24 protein-coding genes and 1 riboswitch are annotated in these 24,135 nt (G+C 73.2%); of the genes, 10 read left to right on the top strand and 14 right to left on the bottom strand.

What is annotated here, in order from left to right:
• Nucleotides 1-22 precede the first annotated feature (22 nt).
• Together ACFWYW_RS25250 and ACFWYW_RS25255 are read right to left on the bottom strand one after the other, a co-directional pair.
• Nucleotides 23-1,045, bottom strand: a complete 1,023-nt coding sequence (locus tag ACFWYW_RS25250) for a sigma-70 family RNA polymerase sigma factor (protein ID WP_379611754.1) — start codon at nt 1,043-1,045, stop codon at nt 23-25.
• A 10-nt stretch (nt 1,046-1,055) separates the two neighbouring features.
• Nucleotides 1,056-1,442: a MerR family transcriptional regulator gene (locus ACFWYW_RS25255; protein WP_379611755.1), complete on the bottom strand. Its 387-nt coding sequence runs from the start codon at nt 1,440-1,442 to the stop codon at nt 1,056-1,058.
• 76 nt (nt 1,443-1,518) lie between these two features.
• On the opposite strand from ACFWYW_RS25255, the gene ACFWYW_RS25260 reads away from it, so the two are divergent.
• On the top strand, nt 1,519-2,292 hold the full coding sequence (locus tag ACFWYW_RS25260) for an MBL fold metallo-hydrolase (protein ID WP_379611756.1): 774 nt from the start codon (nt 1,519-1,521) through the stop codon (nt 2,290-2,292).
• Nucleotides 2,293-2,366: 74 nt separating this feature from the next.
• Here ACFWYW_RS25260 and ACFWYW_RS25265 read toward each other — a convergent pair whose 3' ends face one another.
• Together ACFWYW_RS25265 and ACFWYW_RS25270 are read right to left on the bottom strand one after the other, a co-directional pair.
• The gene (locus ACFWYW_RS25265) at nt 2,367-3,485 is read right to left on the bottom strand and encodes a S1 family peptidase (protein ID WP_379611757.1); all 1,119 of its coding nucleotides are present in this window, start codon (nt 3,483-3,485) and stop codon (nt 2,367-2,369) included.
• A gap of 71 nt (nt 3,486-3,556) precedes the next feature.
• The gene (locus tag ACFWYW_RS25270) at nt 3,557-4,747 is read right to left on the bottom strand and encodes a glycosyltransferase (RefSeq protein ID WP_379611758.1); all 1,191 of its coding nucleotides are present in this window, start codon (nt 4,745-4,747) and stop codon (nt 3,557-3,559) included.
• Between the two features lie 37 nt (nt 4,748-4,784).
• Here ACFWYW_RS25270 and ACFWYW_RS25275 point away from each other — a divergent pair, with 37 nt between their 5' ends.
• Nucleotides 4,785-5,345 (top strand): TetR/AcrR family transcriptional regulator, encoded by a 561-nt coding sequence (locus ACFWYW_RS25275; RefSeq protein ID WP_379611759.1) that lies wholly within the window; start codon nt 4,785-4,787, stop codon nt 5,343-5,345.
• On the opposite strand, the gene ACFWYW_RS25280 is transcribed toward ACFWYW_RS25275, so the two are convergent.
• Together ACFWYW_RS25280 and ACFWYW_RS25285 are read right to left on the bottom strand one after the other, a co-directional pair.
• Complete coding sequence (locus ACFWYW_RS25280; protein ID WP_379611761.1) at nt 5,342-5,740, bottom strand: RidA family protein; 399 nt, start codon at nt 5,738-5,740, stop codon at nt 5,342-5,344. The genes ACFWYW_RS25275 and ACFWYW_RS25280 overlap by 4 nt on opposite strands.
• 9 nt (nt 5,741-5,749) lie before the next feature.
• A complete protein-coding gene (locus ACFWYW_RS25285; RefSeq protein ID WP_379611762.1) occupies nt 5,750-6,319 on the bottom strand; it encodes a TIGR03086 family metal-binding protein in 570 nt (189 codons plus the stop codon).
• 51 nt (nt 6,320-6,370) lie between these two features.
• Here ACFWYW_RS25285 and ACFWYW_RS25290 point away from each other — a divergent pair, with 51 nt between their 5' ends.
• Together ACFWYW_RS25290 and ACFWYW_RS25295 are read left to right on the top strand one after the other, a co-directional pair.
• Nucleotides 6,371-6,793: a MarR family winged helix-turn-helix transcriptional regulator gene (locus tag ACFWYW_RS25290; protein WP_379611763.1), complete on the top strand. Its 423-nt coding sequence runs from the start codon at nt 6,371-6,373 to the stop codon at nt 6,791-6,793.
• The gene (locus tag ACFWYW_RS25295) at nt 6,790-7,290 is read left to right on the top strand and encodes a MarR family winged helix-turn-helix transcriptional regulator (RefSeq protein WP_379611764.1); all 501 of its coding nucleotides are present in this window, start codon (nt 6,790-6,792) and stop codon (nt 7,288-7,290) included. The genes ACFWYW_RS25290 and ACFWYW_RS25295 overlap by 4 nt, the downstream gene beginning before the upstream one ends.
• Here ACFWYW_RS25295 and ACFWYW_RS25300 read toward each other — a convergent pair.
• Complete coding sequence (locus ACFWYW_RS25300; RefSeq protein WP_379611766.1) at nt 7,274-8,179, bottom strand: LysR family transcriptional regulator; 906 nt, start codon at nt 8,177-8,179, stop codon at nt 7,274-7,276. The two genes, ACFWYW_RS25295 and ACFWYW_RS25300, sit on opposite strands and share 17 nt — an antisense overlap.
• A gap of 93 nt (nt 8,180-8,272) precedes the next feature.
• Here ACFWYW_RS25300 and ACFWYW_RS25305 point away from each other — a divergent pair, with 93 nt between their 5' ends.
• Nucleotides 8,273-9,631, top strand: coding sequence for an MFS transporter (locus ACFWYW_RS25305; RefSeq protein ID WP_379611767.1), 1,359 nt, complete (start codon nt 8,273-8,275; stop codon nt 9,629-9,631).
• On the opposite strand, the gene ACFWYW_RS25310 is transcribed toward ACFWYW_RS25305, so the two are convergent.
• Both ACFWYW_RS25310 and cobF read right to left on the bottom strand, forming a co-directional pair.
• Nucleotides 9,619-10,887, bottom strand: coding sequence for a right-handed parallel beta-helix repeat-containing protein (locus ACFWYW_RS25310; protein WP_379611768.1), 1,269 nt, complete (start codon nt 10,885-10,887; stop codon nt 9,619-9,621). The two genes, ACFWYW_RS25305 and ACFWYW_RS25310, sit on opposite strands and share 13 nt — an antisense overlap.
• 276 nt (nt 10,888-11,163) lie before the next feature.
• On the bottom strand, nt 11,164-11,910 hold the full coding sequence (cobF, locus tag ACFWYW_RS25315; protein ID WP_379611769.1) for a precorrin-6A synthase (deacetylating): 747 nt from the start codon (nt 11,908-11,910) through the stop codon (nt 11,164-11,166).
• A 71-nt stretch (nt 11,911-11,981) separates the two neighbouring features.
• Here cobF and ACFWYW_RS25320 point away from each other — a divergent pair, with 71 nt between their 5' ends.
• The 4 genes from ACFWYW_RS25320 (at nt 11,982) to ACFWYW_RS25335 (ending at nt 15,185) form a co-directional block, all read left to right on the top strand.
• Nucleotides 11,982-12,365, top strand: a complete 384-nt coding sequence (locus ACFWYW_RS25320) for a PPOX class F420-dependent oxidoreductase (protein WP_379611770.1) — start codon at nt 11,982-11,984, stop codon at nt 12,363-12,365.
• Nucleotides 12,362-13,576: a precorrin-6y C5,15-methyltransferase (decarboxylating) subunit CbiE gene (gene cbiE / locus ACFWYW_RS25325; RefSeq protein WP_379611771.1), complete on the top strand. Its 1,215-nt coding sequence runs from the start codon at nt 12,362-12,364 to the stop codon at nt 13,574-13,576. The genes ACFWYW_RS25320 and cbiE overlap by 4 nt, the downstream gene beginning before the upstream one ends.
• Entirely contained in the window at nt 13,573-14,316 is a 744-nt protein-coding gene (cobM, locus tag ACFWYW_RS25330; RefSeq protein WP_379611772.1) for a precorrin-4 C(11)-methyltransferase, read from the top strand. The genes cbiE and cobM overlap by 4 nt, the downstream gene beginning before the upstream one ends.
• A gap of 92 nt (nt 14,317-14,408) precedes the next feature.
• Nucleotides 14,409-15,185 (top strand): cobalt-precorrin-6A reductase, encoded by a 777-nt coding sequence (locus ACFWYW_RS25335; protein WP_379611773.1) that lies wholly within the window; start codon nt 14,409-14,411, stop codon nt 15,183-15,185.
• Here ACFWYW_RS25335 and ACFWYW_RS25340 read toward each other — a convergent pair.
• The 3 genes from ACFWYW_RS25340 to ACFWYW_RS25350 all read right to left on the bottom strand — a co-directional run bounded on the left by ACFWYW_RS25340 (nt 15,173) and on the right by ACFWYW_RS25350 (nt 18,461).
• Complete coding sequence (locus ACFWYW_RS25340; protein WP_379611774.1) at nt 15,173-16,714, bottom strand: precorrin-2 C(20)-methyltransferase; 1,542 nt, start codon at nt 16,712-16,714, stop codon at nt 15,173-15,175. The genes ACFWYW_RS25335 and ACFWYW_RS25340 overlap by 13 nt on opposite strands.
• Nucleotides 16,714-17,334 carry a precorrin-8X methylmutase gene (locus ACFWYW_RS25345; RefSeq protein ID WP_379611775.1) on the bottom strand — a complete coding sequence of 207 codons (621 nt, stop codon included), beginning with the start codon at nt 17,332-17,334 and terminating at the stop codon, nt 16,714-16,716. Before ACFWYW_RS25345 ends, ACFWYW_RS25340 begins: the two co-directional genes overlap by 1 nt.
• The gene (locus ACFWYW_RS25350) at nt 17,331-18,461 is read right to left on the bottom strand and encodes a precorrin-3B synthase (protein ID WP_379611777.1); all 1,131 of its coding nucleotides are present in this window, start codon (nt 18,459-18,461) and stop codon (nt 17,331-17,333) included. The genes ACFWYW_RS25345 and ACFWYW_RS25350 overlap by 4 nt, the downstream gene beginning before the upstream one ends.
• A riboswitch (cobalamin riboswitch) is annotated at nt 18,453-18,658 on the top strand. Its footprint overlaps the gene before it by 9 nt.
• Nucleotides 18,659-18,688: 30 nt before the next feature.
• Here ACFWYW_RS25350 and cobN point away from each other — a divergent pair.
• On the top strand, nt 18,689-22,249 hold the full coding sequence (gene cobN, locus ACFWYW_RS25355; RefSeq protein ID WP_379611778.1) for a cobaltochelatase subunit CobN: 3,561 nt from the start codon (nt 18,689-18,691) through the stop codon (nt 22,247-22,249).
• Here cobN and ACFWYW_RS25360 read toward each other — a convergent pair.
• Both ACFWYW_RS25360 and cobO read right to left on the bottom strand, forming a co-directional pair.
• Nucleotides 22,204-23,535, bottom strand: a complete 1,332-nt coding sequence (locus ACFWYW_RS25360; protein WP_379611779.1) for a cobyrinate a,c-diamide synthase — start codon at nt 23,533-23,535, stop codon at nt 22,204-22,206. The genes cobN and ACFWYW_RS25360 overlap by 46 nt on opposite strands.
• On the bottom strand, nt 23,532-24,134 hold the full coding sequence (gene cobO / locus ACFWYW_RS25365; protein WP_379611780.1) for a cob(I)yrinic acid a,c-diamide adenosyltransferase: 603 nt from the start codon (nt 24,132-24,134) through the stop codon (nt 23,532-23,534). The genes ACFWYW_RS25360 and cobO overlap by 4 nt, the downstream gene beginning before the upstream one ends.
• Nucleotide 24,135: the final 1 nt, after the last annotated feature.

Below are 24,135 nucleotides of genomic sequence, written 5' to 3' on the forward strand. Positions count from 1 at the left end.
CCTTCGGTTGGTGCCTTCGGGACTACAACCCGGGTGGTGGCGAGAACTCATCGCGGGGCAGCGAGGTCGGCAGGCCGTACTCGGAGAAGTCGGCCTGAAGGAAGGAGACGACCTCGGCGATCCGCGCGCCGCGCAGGCGGAGCAGGTCGAGGCCGGTGGGGACGTAGGCGTCGCGTCCGGTGTCCCACATGTAGGTGGCGAAGGTGATCTGGCCGTTGGCGTGGGCGGGCAGGATGCGCCAGCGGTAGGTCAGCGGGCCGTCCTCCAGGAAGCCGCGGATGCCGGCGTGACCCTGGTACCAGACGGTCAGCGGCGGCATGGAGTACTTGGCGTCGTCGGTGAGCATGGCCACGATCGAGGCGACGTCGCGGGCCTCCCAGGCGGCCATGTAGCGCTGGGCCAGCTCCCGCTGCGTGGCCTCGCCCAGCGTGTCGAGCGTCTGGCGCTGGCTGGTCTCGGGCAGGAGCCCGGCCAGGACCTTCCTGGCCCGCTGCAGGGCGCTGTTGACCGCCGCGACCGTGGTGCCGAGCTGGTCGGCGGCCTCGCGCGCGGCGTAGCCGAGCACGTCGCGCAGCAGGAGCACCGCCCGCTGCAGGGGCGACAGGTGCTGCAGGGCCGCCACGAACGCCAGCTCCACGCTCTCGCGGGCCAGCGCCCTGGCCTCGGGCCCGAGCTCGGCGGTCCAGGTCATCAGCCGGTCGGGGTACGGCTCCAGCCACGCCTTCTCCGCCAGCGGCGCGCCGTCCGGGCTCAGATCGGTCGGCAGCTCGCGGCGCCCGCGGCGCTCGATCAGCGTGAGCGACCGGTTCGTGGCGATCTTGTACAGCCAGGGCCGGACGCCGCCCCGGTCCTCGAAGCGGGGCAGGGCCCGCCAGGCCCGGTCGAGCGCCTCCTGCACCGCGTCCTCGGCGTCGTGGAGCGAGCCCAGCATGCGGTAGCAGTGGGCGCGCAGCTCGTCGCGCAGCGGGCCGACCAGCTTGCCGAAGGCGTCGTCGTCACCGGCGCGCGCGGCGGCCAGGAGCTCTTCGGCCGTGGTGTCGTCCATGTCCCCATCTTCACCTGCGGGCGCGCCGTACCGCCTGCTTGAATTCCGGGCACTCCACGAGCGGGTCGTGGTCGCAGACGGCGGCGTGGCGCAGGCTGTCGCGCAGGCGGGTGAGCTGCTCGACGCGCTCGTCCACCTCGCGCTCCTTGGCGGCGAGGTGGGCGCGCAGGGCCTCGTCGCCGGGGCGGGCGCTCAGGAAGCGGGCGATCTCGGCGAGCGTGAATCCGGCGTCGCGGGCGCAGGTGATGAGCGCGAGCCGGTCAAGGATGCCGGGGTGATAGGAGCGGCGCAGGCCGTTGCGGCCGTCGGCGGCGATGAGGCCCTTGCGCTCGTAGAAGCGCAGCGCCGACGGGGCCAGCCCGGAGCGGCGCGCCACTTCGCCGATGTCGAGTTCCATCTGACTCCTTGACTTGAAGCGCGGTTCAAGTAGGAGCCTATCCGGCATGAGAGTTCATCACCTCAATCTCGCTTCCATGCGGACCATCGACGCCACCGACGACTCCCTGCCGGCCGCCGCGGCCGTCTGCCACGCCCTGCTGGTGGAGACCCCTGCCTCCGGGCTCGTGCTGGTCGAGGCCGGGCTCGGGCAGGACGACGTGGCCAGTCCCGGCGAACTGCTCGACCCCGAATGGACCCAGGCCGTCGAGCCCGCCCTTCGACCGGCGGAGACGGCCGTGCGGCAGGTCGCCGCGCTGGGGTACGACCCGGCCGACGTGCGGCACATCGTGCTCACCCACCTGGACGTGGACCACAGCGGCGGCCTGCCCGACTTCCCGCGGGCACGGGTCCACGTGATGGCGGCCGAACTGGAGGCGGCGCTTGCCGAGGCGCCCAGCCGCCGCTACCGGCCCGGCCACTGGGCGCACGGCCCGCTCTGGGAGACCTACCACCCCTCCGGAGAGAGCTGGTACGGCATGGCGGGCGCCGTGCCCCTGACCGGGCTGCCGCCCGAGTTTCTGCTGGTCCCGCTGGGCGGGCACACGCGCGGGCACGCGGGGGTCGCGGTGCGGAACGGCACCGCCTGGCTGCTGCACGCCGGCGACGCCTACTTCTACCACCGCGAGCTGGATGAGAAGGAGCCCGAGGTCCACCCGCTCATGGACATCCTGCAGAACTCCTCGCAGGTGGACGCCGACCTGCGCCTGGCCAACCGGGAACGGCTGCGCGTACTGCGGCACCAGCACGGCGTGGAGGTGATCTCCGCGCACGACCCGTGGGAGTTCGCGAGGCACGCGGCCCGGACATGAGCGTGCCCGGCGCGAATCGCGCCGGGCACGCCGTGGGACCCGGGTCAGGCGGGGGAATCCACCCGGGTCTGGGTTCAGCCGACTACGAGCCTCAAGCTGTAGGCCCCGAGGATCTCGTTGACCGGCTGGTGATAGGTCGTTCCTCCGCTGGAGCAGTTGCCAGAACCGCCGGAGGTGACGCCCTGGGCCTGGCTGCCGGAGATGAACGAGCCACCGGAGTCACCGGGCTGCGCGCACGCGCTGGTGCGGGTCAGGCCGTTGACGGTGCCCTGTGGGTAGCGCACCGTGGCGTTGTGCTGCTGGATGGTGCCGCAGCGCCAACCGGTGGTGGAACCGGAGCGGCAGATCGAGGCTCCGACGGAGGCCTGGGTCGAGCCGCGGACGATGACGTTCTGGCCACCGGAGCCGCGCACCCACGGACGGACCGTGTTGCCGGGAGCCGCGACCCACGCGTAGTCGTTGCCGGGGAAGGACGAGCCGCGGAACGTGCCCGTCGGGTTGGTGGTGCGCGAACCGACGCGGCCGCAGTGACCGGCGGTCACGAAGCCGGGGGTCGTGCCCTGGGTGACGGAGAAGCCCACGCTGCACCGGCTGGAGCCGATGTAGTAGGGGGCGCCGCCGATGATGTCGATGAACGGCTGGGGGTTCTCGGTCGTGACCGAGATCTGCACGGCGGTCCTGTCCACGCCCGCGGCGGCCACGAGGGCCTCCCCGGCTTCCTGCGTGGCGGCCTGGACGGCGACGGTGTTGGTGGTCACGTCGACGTACCACAGCGCGCCCGAGCCCTTGTCGGCGGCCGCGTCAAGCTGGTCCTTGACGGCGGTGAGCTGGGCAAGCGTACGTGAGACGACGACGGGCTGAGCGCCCTGCGCTTCGATCGACGCGGTGGCGGCCTTGTCGGTCGTGGCGACGTTGAGCTTGGAGGCGTCGGCGTTCAGCCAGGAGCCGGCGTAGGAGGCGCCGAGCTGGGTGGAGAGCTTCGCTTCCGCGGCGGCGGCGCGCTGCTCGTTGGCGAGGCGGGTGTGCACCTGCTGTTCGGTGAGACCGAGGTCTCGCTCCATGGCGTCGACCATGGCCGGGGGTGCCTGCTCGGGGGCGGCGGACGGGGGATCTGCGTGGGCGGCGGTAACCGGGCCCGCTAAGCAGAGAGCCACGATCGTGGCGGTGACGAGTGCGGAGCGTTGACTCGACATATGCACTCCTTTTCGGGGGGTGCTGTCAAATTAACGTTTGCTGTACCGGCCTTTCCATCCCAAAGGGGTCCTTATAAGGACGTTATGCAAGCGCGTTCCACGGCCTCTACCACGGGCGCGGCACCGTCCTCGGCCGCGATCCGGCCCGCGATTTCCTCCGCCCGGGTACGGCCGGCCACCGCCTCGGCCACCGCAGAAGCCAGCCGTCCGGCGGTGATCCGCCCGGTGAGCGGAGCCGGGGCCACCCCCAGCCGCCACAGCCGCCCCGCCCAGAGCGGCTGGTCGCCCCAGACCGGCATCGTCACCGCGGGAACCCCCGCCCGCAGCCCGGCCGCGGTGGTCCCGGCGCCCGCGTGGTGCACCACCGCCGCCATGCGCGGGAACAGCCACTCGTGCGGCACTTCTCCCACGCCGAGCACGTCGTCGCCGAGCGGCCCCGTCACGCCGGTCTGCACGACTCCGCGCAGCCCGGCCAGGCGCAGCGCGGCCAGGGCCAGTTCGGTGAAGCGCTCGGCCGCGGCGCCGCCATGACTGCCCGAGCCGACGAACACCGGCGGCGGCCCGGCGTCGAGAAAGCCGGCCAGGTCGCCCGGCGGCGTCCACGCGGGCCGGGGCGCCGGCCACCAGTAGCCCGGCACCTCCAGCCCGGGGCGCCAGTCCGCCGGGCGGGGCAGGACGCTCGGGCTGTAGCCGTGGAAGACCGGCCAGCGGCTCGACTCGCGCCGCCGGTAGACCGCCCGCGAGCTCATCGGCGCCAGCCCCAGCCGGGCGCGCAGCTCCTTGGCCGAACCGGAGTGCGCCGGTGAGGGCCCGGCGAACATGAGGCGGGCCGCCGCGCGGTTGCCCCACCTGCCCAGCGAACGGCGGGAGGCGCCCATGACCGGCGGGAAGTCGCCGGTCGGCTCCACCGGCTGCAGGTGTACGCCCATGCTCGGGATGCCCATGGCCTCGGCCACGTGGTACCCGGCGGACGCGGAGACGCCGAGGAGCAGCAGGTCCGCGCCGGCCGTGGCGACGTCCACGATGCCGTCGGTCACCTGCCTGGCGTATGCGGCGAAGGCGGCCCAGTTCATGGTGCCGAGCAGCGCCGACGGGTCGCCCGGTATCGCGCGGAAGTCCAGCCCCGCGTCGGTGACCAGGCTTGAATAGGGTGCGTGGGCGGCGATCGCCACCTCGTGGCCCGCCGCGCGGATCCGCGCCCCCAGCCCTGTGTAGGGGGCTACGTCACCCCTCGTGCCCACTCCTATGATCACAACGCGCATGCTTTTTACAATGCAGTCGCATGGCAAAGGAGTCAAGATGCCCAAAGTCGTCGACCACGAGCTACGGCGCCGCCAGATCGCCGAAGCGGTGCACCGGCTCATCGACACCCACGGCATCGACGGCGTCAGCCTGCGCGAGGTCGCCGCCGAGGCCGGGGTCAGCATGGGGCTGGTGCAGCACTACTTCACGACCAAGGACGAGATGCTGCTGCTGGCCATGGACCATCTGCACCTGCGCATCACCGAGCGGATCGGCGAGGTGAGCGGCTCGCCCAGGGAGATCCTGCGGGCCGGAATTCTGGAGCTCCTGCCGCTGGACGACGCCCGGCGGACCGAGGCGCGGATCGGGATGGCGTACCTGGCCAGGTCGGTCGTTGTGGACGACCTGGCCGAGGTGCTGCGCAACGGCCTGCCGTTCGTGCTGGGGTTCTACGCGAGCGTGATCAGAGCCCTGCGCCCCGACCTGGACGCGGAGCAGGAGGCGAGCGCGTTGTTCGCCATGGCCCAGGGGCTGGTGCACCCGGCTCTGATCGGCCACTACAGCCCGCGGGCGGTGGAGACGATCGTGGACCGCTACCTGGACCGGCTGCTGGACTAGAGCGGGAGGACGGCCACCGCCTCCACCTCGACGAGCTGGTCGGCGTAGCCGAGCGCGGCCACGCCGAGCAGGGTGCTGGGGGCCTCGTGGCCGCCCATGTACTCGCGGTAGACCTTCCACGCGGCGACCAGGTCGGCCTGCCTGGTGGAAGCGATGTACACGGTGGTCTTGGTGATGTCGGTCAGCTTGGCGCCCACCTCCTCCAGGGAGATCACCAGGTTGCGCATCACCTGGTCGGCCTGCCCGGCCACGTCGCCCACCGCCACCGTCGCGCCGTCGCGGTCGAGGGGGCAGGCGCCGGCCACCCAGATGTTGCGCACCGGGGCGTCGGCCACCGAGGCGTAGGCGTATTCGACCCGCGCCAGGCGGTCGCTGTACTCAAGACGAACACTCATGATCTCTCCTTAGTCCGGCCAGACAGGGGAACGGCCCAGCATCGCGACGATCCGGTCCAGCCGTGTACCCCCGGGCCACGCTACCTCCGGGGCGAAGGCGGCGCCGGGAGCCGTACGGGCCTGACCTCCGGGTACGGCCGCGGCCACGGGGAGCGCGGCGTCGAGCAGATCGGCATCGAACTCCACGGCCACGCCCAGCGCCCTGGCCACGTCCCAGGCGTGGACGACGTAGTCGATGAAGTGGAAGCCGATCGCCCGCTCCGCGGGCACGACCACGCCCAGCTCCGGCAGCGGGAACTCGGCCACGACGTCGCCGGCGAAGGCGGCCAGCACGTGTCCCGCCGCCGCGCGGTAGGCGCCGGCCGGGTCCTCGCCCAGGTCGCGGAGCCGCCACCCGTCGAGCCCTTCCTCGCCTCTGGAGGCGGCGGCGAAGCCGTAGTGCTGGGCGGTCATGTGCGTGAGCAGGTCTCGCAGGGTCCATCCGGCGCACGGGGTCGGCCTGGCGAGGTCGGCCGCGCGTACCTGGTCCACGAGCGCGACGCCCGTCCGGACGGCGCGGGCGTCCATTTCGATAAGCATGTGCCTATCATCTGCATGGGCTTATCGTAAGTCAATCGATATCGTGGCGGGGTGACCGAACGCCGCGACCTCGCCGCGATGCTCCATCCGCTGGTGAAGGCCCTGATCGCCGCGGAGATCCGGGTGCTGGAGCCGCATGGGATCTCCATGTGGGCCTATGTGGTGCTCAGCGCGCTGGACGACGGGCCGGTGCGTACCCAGGCCGCGCTCGCGGAGGCGGTCGGCGCGGACAAGACGCGCATCATCGGGACCCTCGACCGGCTCCAGGAGGCCGGGCTGATCACCCGTGAGCCGGATCCCGGCGACCGCAGGGCCCGGCTCCTGGCGATCACCGACGAGGGCCGGCGCCGGCGGCGGGCGGCGCGGGCCGACATCCAGGAGGGCGAGGAACACCTGCTCGCGGCCCTGTCCCCCGGCGACCGCGAGGCTTTTCTCCGGGTGGCCGAGACGCTGGCCAATAATGTGGCCCCGTGACCCAGGACCCCACCGAGATCAGCCATTGGCGGGCCCTCCGTCTCCTCCAGGCCCGCATGGACGAGGACATCGCCCGCCTCTACACCGAGGCGCGCATCGACGGGCTCAAGCCCAGCTACGTGATGGAGCTGATCAAGCTGCATCTGCGGGGGCCGATGACCATCAAGGAACTGGCCGAGGCCGTGCGGCGCACGCACTCAGCGCTCAGCCAGAAGGTCGCCGCCATGCGGCGGGCGGGGCTGGTCGAGACCGTCACCGGCGCCGACGCCCGCAGCAAGCAGGTCATGCTGACCGAACGCGCCACCGGCATGATCGACCGGCTGATGGCCGAGTGGCGCGCCACCGAGAGCGCCCTGGCCGAGCTCGAGTCCGAGATCCCCTACCCGCTCGGGCAGGTGGTCCTGGACATCGAACGGGCGCTGGAGCGCCGGAGCTTCCACGACCGCATCGCGGAGAAGCTCGCCGCCGACCCCGCGTGGATCAGCCAGGAGGGCTGAAGACGGCCCGCATGCGGGCGCGCAGCCAGGCGTGCGCCGGGTCGGCGTCGTGGCGGGGATGCCAGGCCTGCGAGAGCTCGATCGGGGGCAGGTCCACCGGGATCGGGAAGGTCACCAGGCCCAGGAGTTCCACCGCCGACCTGACCTGCCACTCGCCCGCCATGCCGACCAGGTCGGTCTCCCGCGTCAGGAGAAGGGAGGCGATGAACGTCGGGACCGTCCCCCGCACCCGGCGGGAGAGACCCACGGCGGCCAGCGCGTCGTCGATCGGGCCGCGGGTACGCCCTCTGCGCGAGGCGATGACGTGCTCGGCGGCGGCGTAGCGCTCCGGTGTGACCGGGCCGTCCAGCAGCGGGTGCCCGGCCCGCACCACCCCCACGGGACGGTCGCGGACCAGCGGCTCGACCAGGGTCTCCGGCTCCGGGTCGGTGATGACGGTGACCTCCAGGTCGGCCAGGCCCTCGCGCAGCACACGCTGGTCGCCCGGCCCCTCGGGGATGAAGCGCAGCCGTACCCCCGGCGCCGTGACGGCCAGTTCGGTCAGCAGGGGCGCGGCCGCGGCCTGGATCACCGCGTCGGAGGCCCGCACCACGAAGTCGCGTACCAGCGTCGCCGGATCCGGCTCGCCCGGCGGCGTGAACACCCGCCGCGCCGCCTCCACGACCGCGCGCACCTCCGCCCGCACGGCCAGCGCCCGCGGCGTCGGCACCATCCGCTGACCCGACCTGACCAGGATCGGATCGCCCATCGCCACCCGGATCCGGCCGAGCGTCCTGCTCATCGCCGGCTCGGACAGGTGCAGCCGCCGCGCGGCCCCGGAGACGCTGCCCTCGTCGAGCAGCACGTCGAGCGCGATCAGCAGGTCGAGACTCGGTTGCGTTTGACGCATATATCCCCTGTCAAAGTTGCATTTGAGGTTAAGCCGGACTCCACCCTACGGTGAGTCCGCGGAATCCATCCACCTCATGCCAAGGGGACATCCATGCCCGTCACCAGGCCCGGCCCGGTTCTCGCCGTCATGTCGGCCGCCGTGGTCGCGGCGATCGCCCTGGTCGCCGCCGTCAACCTCGCCCTGCCCACGCTCGCCGCGAGCGGCCTGCACCCGTCGCCGGCACAGCTCGTCTGGATCGTCGACTCCTACGTCCTGGTCTTCGCCTGCCTGCTCATCCCCGCAGGCGCGGCGGGAGACCGCTTCGGCCGCAAGGGCGTGCTGCTGACCGGGCTCGGCGTGTTCGCGACCGGTTGCCTGGCCGCCGCGCTCGCCCCGAACGTGGCCGTCCTGATCGCCGCCCGCGCGCTCAGCGGTGCGGGCGCCGCGATGATCATGCCCGCCTCACTCGCCCTGTCCGTCCACGCCTACCCGCCGGAACGACGCGGTCACGCCGTCGCCGTCTGGACCGCCGCCACCGGCGTCGCCGGAGTGGCCGGCAACGTCGGCGGCGGGCTGATCATGCAGTTTCTGCCCTGGCAGGCGCTCTTCGCGGTGATGGTGCCGGTCGCCGCGGTCCTCGCGGTGCTCGCCGCCCGCCTGGCGCCCCGCGTGACCCGGCACGAAGCCGCACTCGACCTGCTGGGCGCGGCGCTGCTGACCGCCGCCTCCGTCGCGCTCGTCGGCGGCATCATCGAGGGCCCCGAGGCGGGCTGGACCAGCCCGGGGGTGCTCGCCGCCCTCGCCGGCGCGCTGCTGCTGCTCGCCTGGTTCACCATCCACCAGACCCGTACGGCCCAGCCGCTCCTCGACCCGAGGCTGTTTCGCGCCGCCGGGCTGCGCGCGGGCACCCTGGGCGTGGCGGTGACGTTCTTCGGGATGTTCGCCCTGTTCTTCGTCAACGCCCGCTATCTCCAGGAGATCAAGGGTTTCTCCCCCTTGCTGACCGGGCTGGCGATCCTGCCGATGACGGTCCCGATGATCGTGCTCTCGCGGATGTCGGGCCGCCTGCCCCGGCTGCCCGCGGTGGCCGCCGGGCTGGCCGGGAACGTGGCCGGGCTGGTCCTGCTGTCGTTCGCCGACGCGGCGATGCCGTACCCGGTCTATGCGGCGGGGCTCGTGGTGATGGGCGCGGCCATGGGGTTGTGCCTGCCCGTGCTCTCCCACGAGATCATGGCGGCGCTGCCGTCCGAGCGGGCCGGGCTCGGCTCGGGGCTCAACAGCGCCGCCCGCGAGCTGGGCAGCGCCGTCGGCGTGGCGGTCATGGGAACGGTCGCAGCGGCGAGCGGCACCGGCGCCGCCTACCTGGTGGTGGCCGCCGTCGTGCTGGCGGGCGGCGCGGTCTCGCTGGGGTGGCTCGCGAGCCGGCCGGCGAGACCGCGTTCGGGTGATCCCGTGGCTCAGTACTCGTAGGCGCCGGCCTCGATGGCGCCGTCCTTGCCCACGGCGGCTCCGGCCAGGTCGAGGTCGTCGAACTTGGTGGCGCCCAGGCCGATGGCCGGGCTGCCGGCGCGCAGGCGCAGCGGATGGGCGGGGTCGAAGCGCGGGTCGGCGTACTTGCTGTCCGGGCTGTGCGGCATCTGGTACTGGCCGCCGAAGAAGACGTTGCGGTGGTTGTCGGTGAAGCCGGACTCGGAGTACGCGCTCTTCTTGGCCGCGTAAACGATGTTCTGCGACATCGACAGGTGCCGGTTGGTGCAGCCGGCGTCGCAGACCACGCCCTCGGCCGCCGGGTTGGTCAGGTGGATGGAGTTGTTGTCGAAGGCGGTGGCGAAGACCGGGCCGTTGGGCTCGGGGCGGCCGTCCTCGTGGACGGGACCGCGGGTGACCAGGCCGCCGCGGCCCTTGGCGCCGGAGATGGCGTTGTACTCGAAGACGTTCCCGGTGGAGACGCCGTCCTTGTCGTCGCTGTAGGTGCCGAGTTCGGTGAAGGTGTCGTTGTCGACCGAGATGTTGTGGTGGACGCGGTTGCGGGAGCCGTAGAAGATCTCGACGGCGGCGCCGTCCCACACGTAGTCGTGGCTGGGGGCGATCGAGCCCTTCATCGTGTTCCAGCCGATGTTGGAGTCGTCGCCGTGCACGAGGATCGCGAACGCGCCGGAGTCGTCGTTGTCCGGCACCGGTGTGTTCTTGCTCATGTGGTTGTTGTTGACGAACTCGTTGGCGGTCACCGCCGCGTACTTCGTACCCTCTTCGATGAAGACGCCCGCGGCGGCGCCGGTGATGTAGTTGCGCTCGACCACGTTGTCATCGCCGCGCACCTTGACGCCCGCCCAGGCGCAGCGACCTTCGTCGCCGTCCACGCCCACCTGGAGGTTGTAGACCTCCAGGTGGTTGCCGGCGAGATCCACGCAGGCCTCGCCGTCGCCCTTCACGACGGGCCTGGCGCCGGTGCCGTAGGCGTCGATCACGATGGGGGCGGCGGCGGTGCCCGACTCGGTGACGGCCAGCTGGCCCGTCCAGGAGCCGCCGCGGCGCAGCAGCAGCCTGGCGCCCGCGGGCAGGTCGGCCGCGGAGGCCTTGGCCAGGGTCTTCCAGGCCGTGGCGGGCGAGGTGCCGGCGCCGGAGTCGTCGACCGCGGCGCTGTCGAGGTAGTAGACGGGGGCGGCGGACGCCGAGGCGGAACTTGCTCCGAAGCCGGCGCTCGCCAGCGCGAGGGCGACGGTCACGCAGATCCTTAACACGGAAGGCCTCACCTTCTCGACAAAGATCGGTCAGCCGCCACCCTAGGCGATATCGGGAGCGCTCCCAAAGGTTGACGCGTCCGCCTCGAAGAAGGCCAGGATCACCGCGGCCACCGCCAGCGCGGGCTCCGACCTCTCCGCGGGCTCGGGGGCGCCGAACGGGCCGAGCGGTGAAACCCCTCGAACTCCCGCCAGGCCAGCCCGCGCGGCGCCTCCCCCGCGCGGCCTCCTGCTCGCGATCGCGGCCGTGCCGGTCCTGCGCTACAACCTGCGGAGCAGGTAGGTGTCCATGATCCAGCCCTTGCTCTCGCGAGCCTCCGCGCGCAGCCGCCGGATCTCGCCGGCGACCTCGGGCACCGGCCCCTCGACCCGGATCTCGTCCGGCGTGCCCAGGTAGGCGCCCCAGTAGATGTGCCAGTCCGCCCCCAGGTCGCCGAAGGAGCAGTGCGCGTCGAGCATGACCAGGACGTCGTCGGCCGGCGGCCCCTCCGCCGCCAGGCGGCGGCCGGTGGTGATCTGGACCGGACGTCCCACGCGGGTGAGGCTGGCGCGGTGGGTGGCGGTCAGCGCGGAGACGCTGGTGATGCCGGGCACCACCGCGTACTCGAAGGCCACCCGGCCCGCCGCGAGGATCTCCTCGACGATGGCCAGCGTGCTGTCGTACAGGCCCGGATCGCCCCACACCAGGAAGGCCCCGGTCTGCCCGTCGGACAGTTCCTCGGCGATCAGCCGCTCGTAGATGGCCGCCCGGCGCGAGCGCCAGTCCTCGACCGCGCCGGTGTAGGCGGGCGTGGTGCGGTCCCGCTCCGGATCCTCCGCCTCCACGATCCGGTACGGCTGCCGCCCATGCTCCTCGATCATCCGCTGCCGGAGATCGACCAGGTCGTGCTTGGCCGCGCCCTTGTCCAGGACGAAGAAGACCTGCGCCGCGGCGATGGCCTTGACGCCCTGGAGCGTGAGGTGGTCGGGGTCACCGGCGCCGATGCCGATGATGAGGATGCGTTTCACCGGAGAGAATCTGCCTTCGGAGGAGATGTCGGGCGCGATTACGATATCCCCGGTCGGCCAGAAGGAGACGTGTGAACCTGTTCGAGCAAGGTGACGGCTTTGCAGCATTCTGGGAAGAACGTCACCTCTGTACGCTCACCACGGTCCGGCCCGACGGCACCCCGCACGTGGTCCCGGTCGGGGTCACGCTCGACCTCGCCGAAGGCATAGCCCGGGTGATCACCTCCGGGACGTCGCAGAAGGCCAGGTACGCCGCCCGGGGAGCCCGGGTCGCCGTCTGCCAGGTGGACGGGCGGCGCTGGTCGACGCTCGAAGGCCGGGCCGTACTCAGGGACGAACCCGAGCAGGTCGCCGAAGCCGAGCGGCGCTACACCGCCCGCTACAAGCCGCCGCGCGCCAACCCGGCCCGCGTGGTCATCGAGATCCACGTCACCCGCGTCCTGGGCAACGTGTGATCACCGTCGTCGGCATCGGCGCGGACGGCTGGGCGGGGCTGACGCCCGGCTCGCGGGCCGTACTCGAACGGGCCGAAGTGATCATGGGAAGCGCCCGGCAGCTCGGCACCCTGCCGCCGTCCGGGGCCGAGCGCGTCACCTGGCCCTCGCCGCTGCTGCCCGCGCTCGGCGGCCTCGTCGAGTCGTACCGCGACCGCGTGCTCTGCGTGCTGGCCAGCGGCGATCCGATGTTCTTCGGGATCGGCTCGACGCTGGTCAGGCTGCTCGGCGCCGGACGCCTCACGGTGCTCCCCCACGTCTCCTCGTTGTCGCTGGCGTGCGCGCGGCTCGGCTGGCCGGTCGAGGGCGTCGAGGTGATCAGCCTGGTGGGCCGGCCCGTGGCCGCGCTCAACGCCGCGTTCGCGCCGGGGCGGCGCCTGGCCGTGCTCGGGCCGGGACGCACCTCCCCCGCCGACGTCGCCGCCCTGCTCACCGCGCGCGGCTACGGCCGCAGCACGCTCACGGTCCTGTCCGACCTCGGCTCCACCACCGAGACCAGCCTGAACGGCACCGCCGCCACCTGGGCCGGCGAACCCGGCTCCGCCCTGAACGTCATCGCCGTCACCTGCCGCCCCGATCCCGGCCTGGAGCCGCTGGCCCGCGTACCCGGCCTGCCCGACACCGCGTTCGAGCACGACGGGCAGCTCACCAAGCGCGAGGTCCGCGCGGTCACCCTGTCGCGGCTGGCCCCGCTGCCGGGCGAGCACCTCTGGGACGTCGGCGCCGGAGCGGGCAGCATCGCCATCGAATGGATGCGCGCCCACCCCTCCTGTACGGCCAGCGCCGTCGAAAGCCACCCCGCCAGAGCCGCCGCCATCCGCAGGAACGCCGAGATTCTGGGCGTACCCGGCCTGGAGATCGTCGAGGCCCGCGCGCCCGACGGGTTGTCCGGGCTGCCCGAGCCGGACGCGATCTTCGTCGGCGGCGGGCTCACGGCGCCCGGGATGCTGGAGACGTGCTGGTCCGCGCTGCGCCCCGGCGGACGGCTGGTGGCGAACGCGGTCACGCTGGAGTCGGAGGCCCTCGCCGTCCGCTGGCAGGCGGAACGCGGCGGCGACCTGGTGCGGCTGTCGGTGCAACGGGCCGGACCCGTGGGCGGGTTCACCGCGTGGCGGCCGATGATGCCGGTGACCGTGTGGTCGGTCGTGAAACCCGAGGAGGATGCGTCGTGACCGTTTATTTCATCGGAGCCGGGCCGGGGGCGGCCGATCTGGTCACCGTTCGCGGGCTGCGGGTGCTCGAGCGGGCGCCGGTGTGTCTCTACGCCGGGTCGCTGGTGCCGCGGGAACTGCTGGAGTCCTGCCCGGCCGGGGCCCGGCTGGTGGACACCGCGAACCTGACGCTCGACCAGATCGTCGCCGAGTTCGCGGCCGCGCACGCCGCCGGGCACGACGTGGCCAGGCTGCACTCGGGTGACCCGTCGGTGTTCAGCGCCGTGGCCGAGCAGATGAGGCGGCTCGACGCGATCGGCGTGCCGTACGAGGTGGTGCCGGGGGTGCCCGCGTTCGCCGCCGCCGCGGCGTCGCTGGGCAGGGAGCTGACCGTGCCGGGCGTCGGGCAGACCGTGGTGCTGACCCGCGTGTCCGGGCGCGCCACGCCGATGCCGCCGGGCGAGGACCTGGCCACGCTGGGGGCGAGCGGCGCCACGATGGTGCTGCACCTGGCCGTGCAGCGCATCGACCAGGTGGTCGAGGAACTGCTGCCGTCCTACGGCGCCGGGTGCCCGGTGGCCGTGGTGGCGCGGGCCAGCAGGGACGACGAGCTGATCCTGCGCGGAACCCTGTCCGACATCGCCGCCCGGGTGCACGAGGCCGGGGTGAAGCGCACGGCGGTGATCGTGGTGGGCCGCGTGCTGTCGGCCTCGGAGTTCCCCGACAGCCACCTGTACAGCGCCACCCGAGCCCGCCCATGACGCCGCCCACAGATCCGTCCACGGACCCACCCGCGGGTCCGTCCACGGGTCCGTCCGTGGACCCGGCCGTGGACCCGTCTGCGGGTCTGTCCATGGGTCTGCCTTCGCGTCCCGTCGCGGGTTCGCGCGAGGGTGGGGTGCTGATCCTCGGGGGTACGGCCGAGGCCAGGGCGTTGGCCGCCGAGCTGGTGCCCTCCGGCATGCGGGTGGTGTCGTCGCTGGCCGGGCGGGTCACCAATCCGCGGTTGCCGGTGGGTGAGGTGCGCGAGGGCGGGTTCGGAGGGGCTGAGGGGCTGGCTCGGTGGATCGTGGCCGAGAAGATCGAGAGGCTCGTTGATGCCACTCACCCGTTCGCCGAGCGGATGAGCGCCTCGGCCGCCGAGGCCGCCGCCCTGGCCGGGGTGCCGTTACTGGTGCTGCGCCGTCCCGGCTGGCGCGAGGGGCCGGGCGACCGGTGGCGCCGGGTGCCCTCCCTGGCCGCGGCGGCCGAGGAGCTGGGCCGTGCGTTTCCCGGCGGGCGGGTGTTCCTGACGACGGGGCGGCGGAGTCTGCCGGTGTTCGCCGGGCTCACCTCGATGTGGTTCCTGGCCAGGTCGGTGGATCCGCCCGAGCCGCCGGTGCCCGCGAACGCGCACGTGGTGCTGGATCGCGGGCCGTACACCGTGGAGGGTGAGCGCGCGCTCATCGGCGGGTACCGTCTCCACGTGCTGGTCACCAAGGACAGCGGCGGCGCCATGACGAGCGCGAAGCTGGTCGCGGCCCGGGAGACCGGACTCCCGGTGATCATGGTGGATCGGCCGCCGCCGCCCGCGGGGGTGCGGCTGGTGGAGAGTGCGGGCGCGGCGGCGGCCTGGGTTCAGGCCGGGTAGCGGCGCGGGGTGTAGACGGCGCCGCTCTCACTCACCCGGGTGGTCGAGGAGCCGATGATCAGCAGGCAGCGCATGTCCACGTCGGCCGGGTCGAGGGCGGCCAGCGTGGTGACGGTGATCGACTCCCGCGGCCCGCCGACGTCACGGCCGATCACCACCGGAGTGCCGGGCGCGCGGTGCTCCAGCAGCAGGTCACGCGCGGCGCCCACCTGCCAGGTACGGCTGCGCGAGGCCGGGTTGTACAACGCCAGCACCAGATCGGCCCGCGCCGCGGCGCGCAGCCGGTCGGCCACGACCTCCCACGGCTTGAGCAGGTCCGACAGGGACAGTACGCAGTAGTCGTGCCCCAGCGGCGCCCCCACCCGCCCGGCCACGGCCTGCGCTGCGGTCAGTCCCGGCACCACCCGCACCGGCACGTCCGGGAAGTCGGAGGCCGCCTCCAGCACCGCGCTGGCCATCGCGAACACGCCCGGGTCGCCGGAGGAGACGACCGCCACCCGGGCGCCGTCGCGCGCCATCTCCAGCGCGTGCCTGGCCCGCTCGGCCTCGACCCGGTTGTCGGTGCGGTGGCGGCGCTGGCGCGGGTTCGGCTGGACGCGGTCCACGTAGGGGCCGTAGCCGACCAGGTCGGTGGCGGCGGCCAGCGCCTCCTGCGCCTCGGGCGTGAGCCACGGCCGCCCGGCGGGCCCGAGCCCGACCACGACGACCTCGCCCGGCCCCTGCCCGGCCGGCTTCTCCGGCACGAACGTGTGCTCGGCCGGGCTCGGCAGCAGCGCCAGCGAGAAGTACGGCACGCCGTCGGGATCCACGTCCTTCAGCGGCGCGACCCGCTGGGCGTCCATGGTGGCGCGTTCCACGTACCAGGCGTCGTCCAGCCGTCCTGCCTCGGCCAGCGCGTCGCGTACCTTCTCGAAGGTACGGCCCAGCTTCAGCACCGCCGCCGAGTCGGTGGCGCGCAGCTTCTCGGCCAGCACCTCGCCGGGCAGGGTGCCGGGCAGCACGGTCAGCGTCTCGTCCCGCTCGACCAGCGGACGGCCGAGCACCGCCGACGCCCCGCTGATCGAGGTGACGCCCGGCACCACCTCGGTCGGGTAGCGGTGGGCCAGGCGCTTGTGCATGTGCATGTAGGAGCCGTAGAAGAGCGGGTCGCCCTCGCTCAGCACCACGACCGTACGCCCCGCGTCGAGATGTGCGGCGAGCCTGGCGGCGCACTCGACGTAGAAGTCGTCCAGCGCGCCCTGGTAGCCGCCCGGATGGTCGGTGGTCTCCGTGGTCAGCGGGTAGAGCAGCAGCTCTTCGATCTGCCCTTCCCGCAGGTACGGCAGGGCGATCGAGCGGGCGATGCTGCGTCCGTGCCGGGCGGCGTGGTAGGCGATGACGTCGGCCTCACCGATCAGCCTGGCCGCCTTCACCGTGATCAGCTCCGGATCCCCGGGTCCGAGCCCCACCCCGAAAAGCCGCCCGGCACCCGCCACCCGCTCGCCGTCCCCGGCCAGATCCCTGCCCGCCGCGCGCTCGTTGTGTTCCATCACTCCACCTCGCTCGCGATGGCGTTGACCGCCGCCGCCGTCATCGCGCTGCCGCCGCGCCTGCCGCGCACCACGAGGTGCTCGAGCCCGCTCTCGGCCAGCGCCTGCTTGGACTCGGCCGCGCCGATGAACCCCACGGGAATCCCCAGCACCGCCGCCGGTCTCGGCCCGCCCTCCGCGACGATCTCCAGCAGCCGGAACAGTGCCGTGGGCGCGTTGCCGATCGCCACGACGGCACCGTCCAGCCGGTCGAGCCAGTACTCCAGCGCCGCCGCGCTGCGCGTGGTGCCCAGCTTCTCGGCCAGCTCGGCCACGCCGGGCGCGCCGAGGGTGCAGATCACCTCGTTGCCGGCGGGCAGCCTGCTCCTGGTCACGCCGGAGGCCACCATCATGGCGTCGCACAGGATCGGCGCCCCGGCCCCGAGCGCCGTGCGCGCGTCCCCGACCACGTTCGGCGACCAGCCGAGGTCGCCGACCAGGTCGGTCATCCCGCACGAGTGGATCATCCGCACCGCCACCTGGGCCACGTCGGCCGGGAGCCCGGACAGGTCCGTCTCGGCGCGGATGGTGGCGAACGACCGCCGGTAGATCTCGGCGCCGTCGCGTATGTAGTCGCTCACTTCTGCCTTTCTTGGTATCCGTCGCCGGTCGCGACCATCTCGATGACCCGGCCCTTGGGCAGGCCGCAGCGGCGCTCGCAGCCCGCCCAGTGGACGGGCAGTTCCGGGCGGCGCTCACGGGTGGCCACCCACTGGGCGGCGTCGTGCTGGACGTCGGCCAGGGACTTGGCGCAGCCGGGGCTGCCGGTGCACGCGCTCACCCCTGTCCAGGGCGAGTCCGGGTCGGTGACCAGGCCGGATCCGGTCAGGTCGGGCTCTTCGGCGAGGTCGAGGAGCACGACGGTACGCCACGGCGTGAGCCGTACCGGGACATCGAGGGTGGCGAGCAGGCGCGCCTGGGCCGCGGTGAGCCGCCCGAGCGGGACCACGGCCTCGACCGCCACCCGGCCGTCCGGCAGCGCGATCACCCCGGCCCCGCGCGCCCGCACCGGGGACGCGCTCGCGGCGGTGCCGGCCTGGACGCGCATGGCGGTGAGGCGGGTGGCGGTGAGGCGGGCTGCGGTGAGGTGGGTGGCGACGCGGGCGGGGCCGTCGGGGAGTTCGGCGATGCGCCAGGCGCCGCTGTCCGCGCGCTCGGCCAGGAAGGCTCGCGCGGCGGCCAGGAGGGTGTCCACCCCGGCGCCGGGGATCGCGAAGGGCGTACCGGCCAGCAGGATGCCGTCCTCGACCAGGGTGACGTCGGCGCCCAGCGAGGCGACGTCACCGGTGCCGTCGTCCAGGGCGAACAGGAAGCGGCCCGGCAGCTCGGCCAGGGCGGGGTCGGCGCACAGGGCGCGGTCCAGGGCCTCGACGAGGGGGTGGGTGGCGAAGCCGGTCAGCCGCCCGCCGAGCGGCGAGGCGACGATGTTGCGCACCCGCTCGTGCGTCGGCGAGGGCAGCAGGCCCACAGCGGCCATCCGATCGGCGAAGATCGCCGGAGATTCCACGGCGCGCACCTGGACGTTGGCGCGCGAGGTCAGCTCGATCCCGCTCGTGCAGAAGGCGGCCAGTTCACGGAGCTGAGCTGGGGTGATGGCACCGCCGGGCAGGCGGATCCTGGCCAGCGGGCCGTCCGCGGCGGCGTGCGTCTGTAGCGCTCCCGGACAGGCATCTGGGCGGAGACGTCCGGAAAAGTCGGCTATGGACACGATGAGGATGGTAACGCCAGTAGGCTCACCCTTAGGCGACGGCAATGGGAGGAAGCCGGTGAGAAACCGGCGCGGTCCCGCCACTGTGACCGGGAAGCGAACCCCACCACAGGCCACTGTCCAGCGATGGGCGGGAAGGCCGGGGTGAGCATCGATCCGGGAGCCAGGAGACTCCTGCCGTCGCGACACCTGCGAACGGGGCGAGGACCCCGAGGGAGGACTGCGGCGTGCCTGGCGTTCTGCTGCTCTCTACATCCGACACCGACCTGCTGAGCGCGCGCGCCAGCGGCGCGGACTACCGCCTGGGCAACCCCGCCAGGTTGCTCACCGACGACCTGCCCGCGCTCGTGGACGGCGTCGACCTGATCGTGGTCCGGCTGCTCGGCGGCCGCCGCGCGTGGGAGGAAGGCCTCGACGCGCTGCTCGCCGGTCCACGCCCGGTCGTCGTGCTCGGCGGCGAGCAGGCCCCCGACGCCGAGCTGATGGAGCTGTCCACGGTGAGCGCGGGCGTCGTCGCCGAAGCGCACGCCTACCTCGCGCACGGCGGCCCCGCCAACCTCGCCGAGCTGCACGGCTTCCTGTCCGACACGGTCCTCCTGACCGGGTACGGCTTCGCCCCGCCGGCCCCCATGCCCTCCTGGGGCCCGCTGGAGCGCGACTCCAAGGCCACCGAGGGCCCCGTGATCGGCGTCCTGTACTACCGGGCCCACCACGTGGCCGGCAACACCGCGTTCGTGGAGTCCCTGTGCCAGGCGATCGAGGAGACCGGCGGCCGGCCGCTGCCGGTGTACTGCTCCTCGCTCAGAACGGCGGAGCCCGCGCTCCTGGACGTCCTGCGCACCGCCGACGCCCTGGTCGTGACCGTCCTGGCGGCGGGCGGCTCCCGTCCGGCCACCGCGGGCGCGGGCGGCGACGACGAGGCGTGGGACGTCGGCGCGCTGGCCACCCTGGACGTCCCGATCCTGCAAGGACTCTGCCTGACCAGCGGCAAGAAGGAGTGGGAGGACAACGACGACGGCCTGTCCCCGCTCGACGCCGCCTCGCAGGTGGCCATCCCCGAGTTCGACGGCCGGATCATCACGGTGCCGTTCTCGTTCAAGGAGATCGACGAGGACGGCCTGACCGTCTACACGGCCGACCCGGAGCGGGCCCGCCGCGTGGCCGGGATCGCGGTACGCCACGGCCTGCTCAGGCACACGCCACCGGCCGAGCGGCGGCTCGTGGTCATGCTGTCGGCGTACCCGACCAAGCACTCCCGGGTCGGCAACGCGGTCGGCCTGGACACCCCCGCGAGCACGGTCCGGCTGCTGGCCAGGCTGGCCGAGGCCGGCTACGACCTCGGCGAAGGTTTCCCCGGGGTCGCCGAGCAGGACGGCGACGCGCTCATCCACGCGCTGATCGCCGCCGGTGGTCAAGACCAGGACTGGCTGACCGAGGAGCACCTGGCGGGGAACCCGGTGCGCATCCCCGCCGCCGACTACGAGCGCTGGTACCGCACGCTACCCGCGGACCTGCGCGCCGGCATGGAGCGGCACTGGGGCACGCCGCCCGGCGAGCTGTTCGTCCACGAGGGCGACATCGTGCTGGCGGCCCTGCGCGCGGGCAACGTGGTGGTCATGGTCCAGCCGCCGCGCGGCTTCGGCGAGAACCCGATCGCCATCTACCACGACCCCGACCTGCCGCCCAGCCACCACTACCTGGCCGCCTACCGCTGGCTCTCGGCGGACTTCGGCGCGCACGCGATGGTGCACGTGGGCAAGCACGGCAACCTGGAGTGGCTGCCCGGCAAGTCGGCCGGGATGTCGGCCTCCTGCGGCACCGACGCCGCGATCGGCGACCTGCCGCTCATCTACCCGTTTTTGGTCAACGACCCGGGCGAGGGTACGCAGGCCAAGCGGCGGGCGCACGCGGTGCTGGTGGACCACATGGTGCCGCCGATGGCCAGGGCCGAGTCCTACGGCGACATCGCCCGCCTGGAACAACTCCTGGACGAGCACGCCTCCATCGCCGCCATGGACCCGGCCAAGCTGCCCGCGATCAGGGCGCAGATCTGGACGCTGATCCAGGCCGCCCGGCTCGACCACGACCTGGGGATGGCCGACCGGCCGCACGACACCGAGTTCGACGACTTCATCCTGCACGTGGACGGCTGGCTGTGCGAGGTGAAGGACGCGCAGATCCGCGACGGCCTGCACGTGCTCGGCCAGGCGCCGGAGGGGCCGGCCCGGGTGGGGCTGGTGCTGGCGATCCTGCAGGCCAGGCAGATGTGGGCGGGCAAGGAAGCACTGCCGGGCCTGCGCCAGGCGCTCGGGCTGACCGAGGACGGCACCGCGTCGCTGAAGGACGTGGACCGGGTCGAGGCCACCGCCCGCGCGCTGGTGGAGGCGATGGAGGAACGCGGCTGGACGGTGGAGGCCGCCGCGGCCGTGGCGCCCGGCCCCGAGGTGGAGAGCGTCCTCCGCTTCGCCGCCACCGAGGTCGTGCCCAGGCTGGCGCGTACCACCGACGAGATCGACCACGTCCTGCACGCCCTGAACGGCGGCTACGTCCCCGCCGGCCCCAGCGGTTCGCCGCTGCGCGGCCTGGTCAACGTGCTGCCGACCGGCCGCAACTTCTACTCGGTCGACCCCAGGGCGGTCCCGAGCCGGCTGGCGTGGGAGACCGGGCAGGCCATGGCCGACTCGCTCCTGGAGCGCTACCGCACCGACACCGGCGACTGGCCGCGCTCGGTGGGCCTGTCGGTCTGGGGCACCAGCGCGATGCGGACCGCGGGCGACGACGTGGCCGAGGTCCTGGCGCTGCTGGGCATCCGCCCGGAATGGGATGAGGCCTCCCGCCGTGTGGCGGGCCTCGCGCCGATCCCGCTGGAGGAGCTCGGCCGCCCCCGCATCGACGTGACCGTCCGCATCAGCGGCTTCTTCCGCGACGCCTTCCCGCACGTCGTGGCGATGCTCGACGACGCGGTACGGCTCGCCGCCGGCCTGGACGAGGACGACGAGGACAACTACGTCCGCGCCCACGTCAAGGAGGAAACGCACGGCGACGAGCGCCGGGCCACGATGCGCATCTTCGGCTCGGCCCCCGGCGCCTACGGGGCGGGCATCCTGCCGCTCATCGACAGCCGCAACTGGCGCGACGACGCCGACCTGGCCGAGGTGTACGCGGTGTGGGGCGGCTACGCCTACGGCCGCGACCTGGAGGGCGTGCCCGCGCGCGCCGACATGGAGAGCGCCTACCGCCGGATCGCCGTCGCCGCCAAGAACGTCGACACCCGCGAGCACGACATCGCCGACTCCGACGACTACTTCCAGTACCACGGCGGCATGGTCGCCACCGTCCGCGCGCTGACCGGCAAGGCCCCGGCCGCCTACGTCGGCGACAGCACCCGCCCGGACGCCGTCCGCACCCGCACCCTGTCGGAGGAGACGTCCCGGATCTTCCGGGCCCGCGTCGTCAACCCGAACTGGCTGGCCGCGATGCGCAGGCACGGCTACAAGGGCGCGTTCGAGCTGGCCGCGACCGTCGACTACCTGTTCGGCTACGACGCCACCACCGGCGTCATGGCCGACTGGATGTACGACAAGCTCGCCGCCGCGTACGTGCTGGATCCCGAGAACCAGGCGTTCATGGCCAAGTCCAACCCGTGGGCGCTGCACGGCATCGCCGAACGGCTGCTGGAGGCGGCCGAGCGGGACATGTGGGAGCACCCGGACCCGGAGATCCTGCGGGGTGTGCAGGAGGTCTACCTCAAGACCGAGGGCGACCTGGAGGACGACACCAGCCGCTGAGCGAGCACCGGGCTGCCCGCCCAGTGCAGGTGCAGGTAGGAGGCGGTGAGCAGGGCGTCGCCGTAGCCGTCGGCGCCGCCCTCCCACCGGTACAGCGCCCAGCCGCCCAGGTCGGCGGTGGTCCGGTGGAACTCGTGGCCCCTGAACCGCTCGCCCGGCCGGGTGAGCAGCGACCGGCTGACCGCCGTGGCCTCCCGGTAGCCGAGCGTCAGCCTGCCCGTCATCCGGGCCTTGCCGGGGACCCTGCCGCACATGCGCCGGCCGTCGAGCTCCTCGCACAGGTACAGCAGCCCGGCGCACTCGGCGGCGATCGGCCCGTCGAACGCGGCGACCTGGGCGCGCAACGGCTCGTTGGCGGCCAGCTCGGCGGCGTAGACCTCGGGGAAGCCGCCACCGATGATCACCGCGCCGGTGCCTTCCGGGAGCTTCTCGTCGTGCAAAGGGTCGAAGACGGCGATCTCGGCTCCGGCCGCGCGCAGCAGCTCGACGTGCTCGGTGTAGCCGAAGGTGAACGCCGCTCCGCCCGCGACCGCCACGATCTTCGGATCCGGCCGCTCGGTGCCGGCGGCCGCCGGGTTCCAGGGGGTGCCGGGGAGGGCGGGGGCGGTGGCGGCGAGCCGTACCAGAGCGTCGAGGTCGCAGGAGCGGGACACGAGCTCGCCCAGGCGCGCCACCGAGGAGACCGCTTCCGCCTCGCGTTCCGCGGCCGGGATCAGGCCCAGGTGGCGGGAGGGGGTGGCCACGGCGTCGTCGCGGCGGATGGCGCCCAGGACCGGGACGCCGGCCGCGTCCAGGGCGGCGCGGCACAGCTCCTCGTGCCGGTCGGAACCGACGCGGTTGAGCACCACGCCGCCGACGCGTACGCGCGGGTCGAACGTGGCGAAGCCGTGCACCACCGCGGCCACGGAACGGCTCTGCCTGGCCGCGTCCACCACCAGCACGACCGGCGCGTCCAGCAGCCTGGCGACGTGCGCGGTGGAGGCGAAGTCCGTCTCCCCCTTGCCGTCGAACAGCCCCATCACGCCCTCGACCACCGCCACGTCGCACCCCGCCGCGCCGTGCAGGAACAGCGGCGCCACCCGCTCCTCCCCGGCCAGCCACGGGTCGAGGTTGCGCCCGGGGCGGCCGGTGGCCAGGGCGTGGTAGCCGGGGTCGATGTAGTCGGGGCCGACCTTGTGCGGCGAGACCCGGAGCCCGCGCGCCCGCAGCGCCGCCATGAGCCCCGTGGCCACCGTCGTCTTCCCGCTGCCCGACGACGGCGCCGCGACGACCAGCCGCGGGATCACCACTCGATGCCTTTCTGCCCCTTCTGCCCGGCGTCCATGGGATGGCGTACCTTGCCCATCTCCGTGACCAGGTCGGACACCTCCAGCAGCCGCTCCGGCGCGTCCCTGCCGGTGATCACCACGTGCTGGTTGCCCGGCCGCCTCGCCAGCGTGGCGAGCACGTCGTCCAGATCCAGCCAGCCCCACTTCAGCGGGTACGTGAACTCGTCCAGCACGTAGAAACGGTAGGTCTCGGCGGCCAGGTCGCGCTTGATCTGCTCCCAGCCCTCGCGGGCGTCGGCCGCGTGATCCTCCTCGGTACCGGGACGCTGGATCCACGACCAGCCCTCGCCCATCTTGTGCCAGCTCACCGAGCCGCCCTCGCCCGACTCGCCCAGCACGAGCAGCGCCCGCTCCTCGCCGATGCGCCACTTCGCCGACTTCACGAACTGGAACACCCCGATCGGCCAGCCCTGGTTCCACGCCCGCAACGCCATCCCGAACGCCGCCGTGGACTTGCCCTTCCCCGGGCCCGTGTGCACCATCAGCAACGGCCGGGTACGCCGCTGGCGCGTGGTCAGCCCGTCATCCGGCACGACGTCCGGCTTGCCCTGCGGCATC

It is taken from the genome of Nonomuraea sp. NPDC059023, from assembly GCF_042740095.1.
GTDB lineage: Bacteria > Actinomycetota > Actinomycetes > Streptosporangiales > Streptosporangiaceae > Nonomuraea.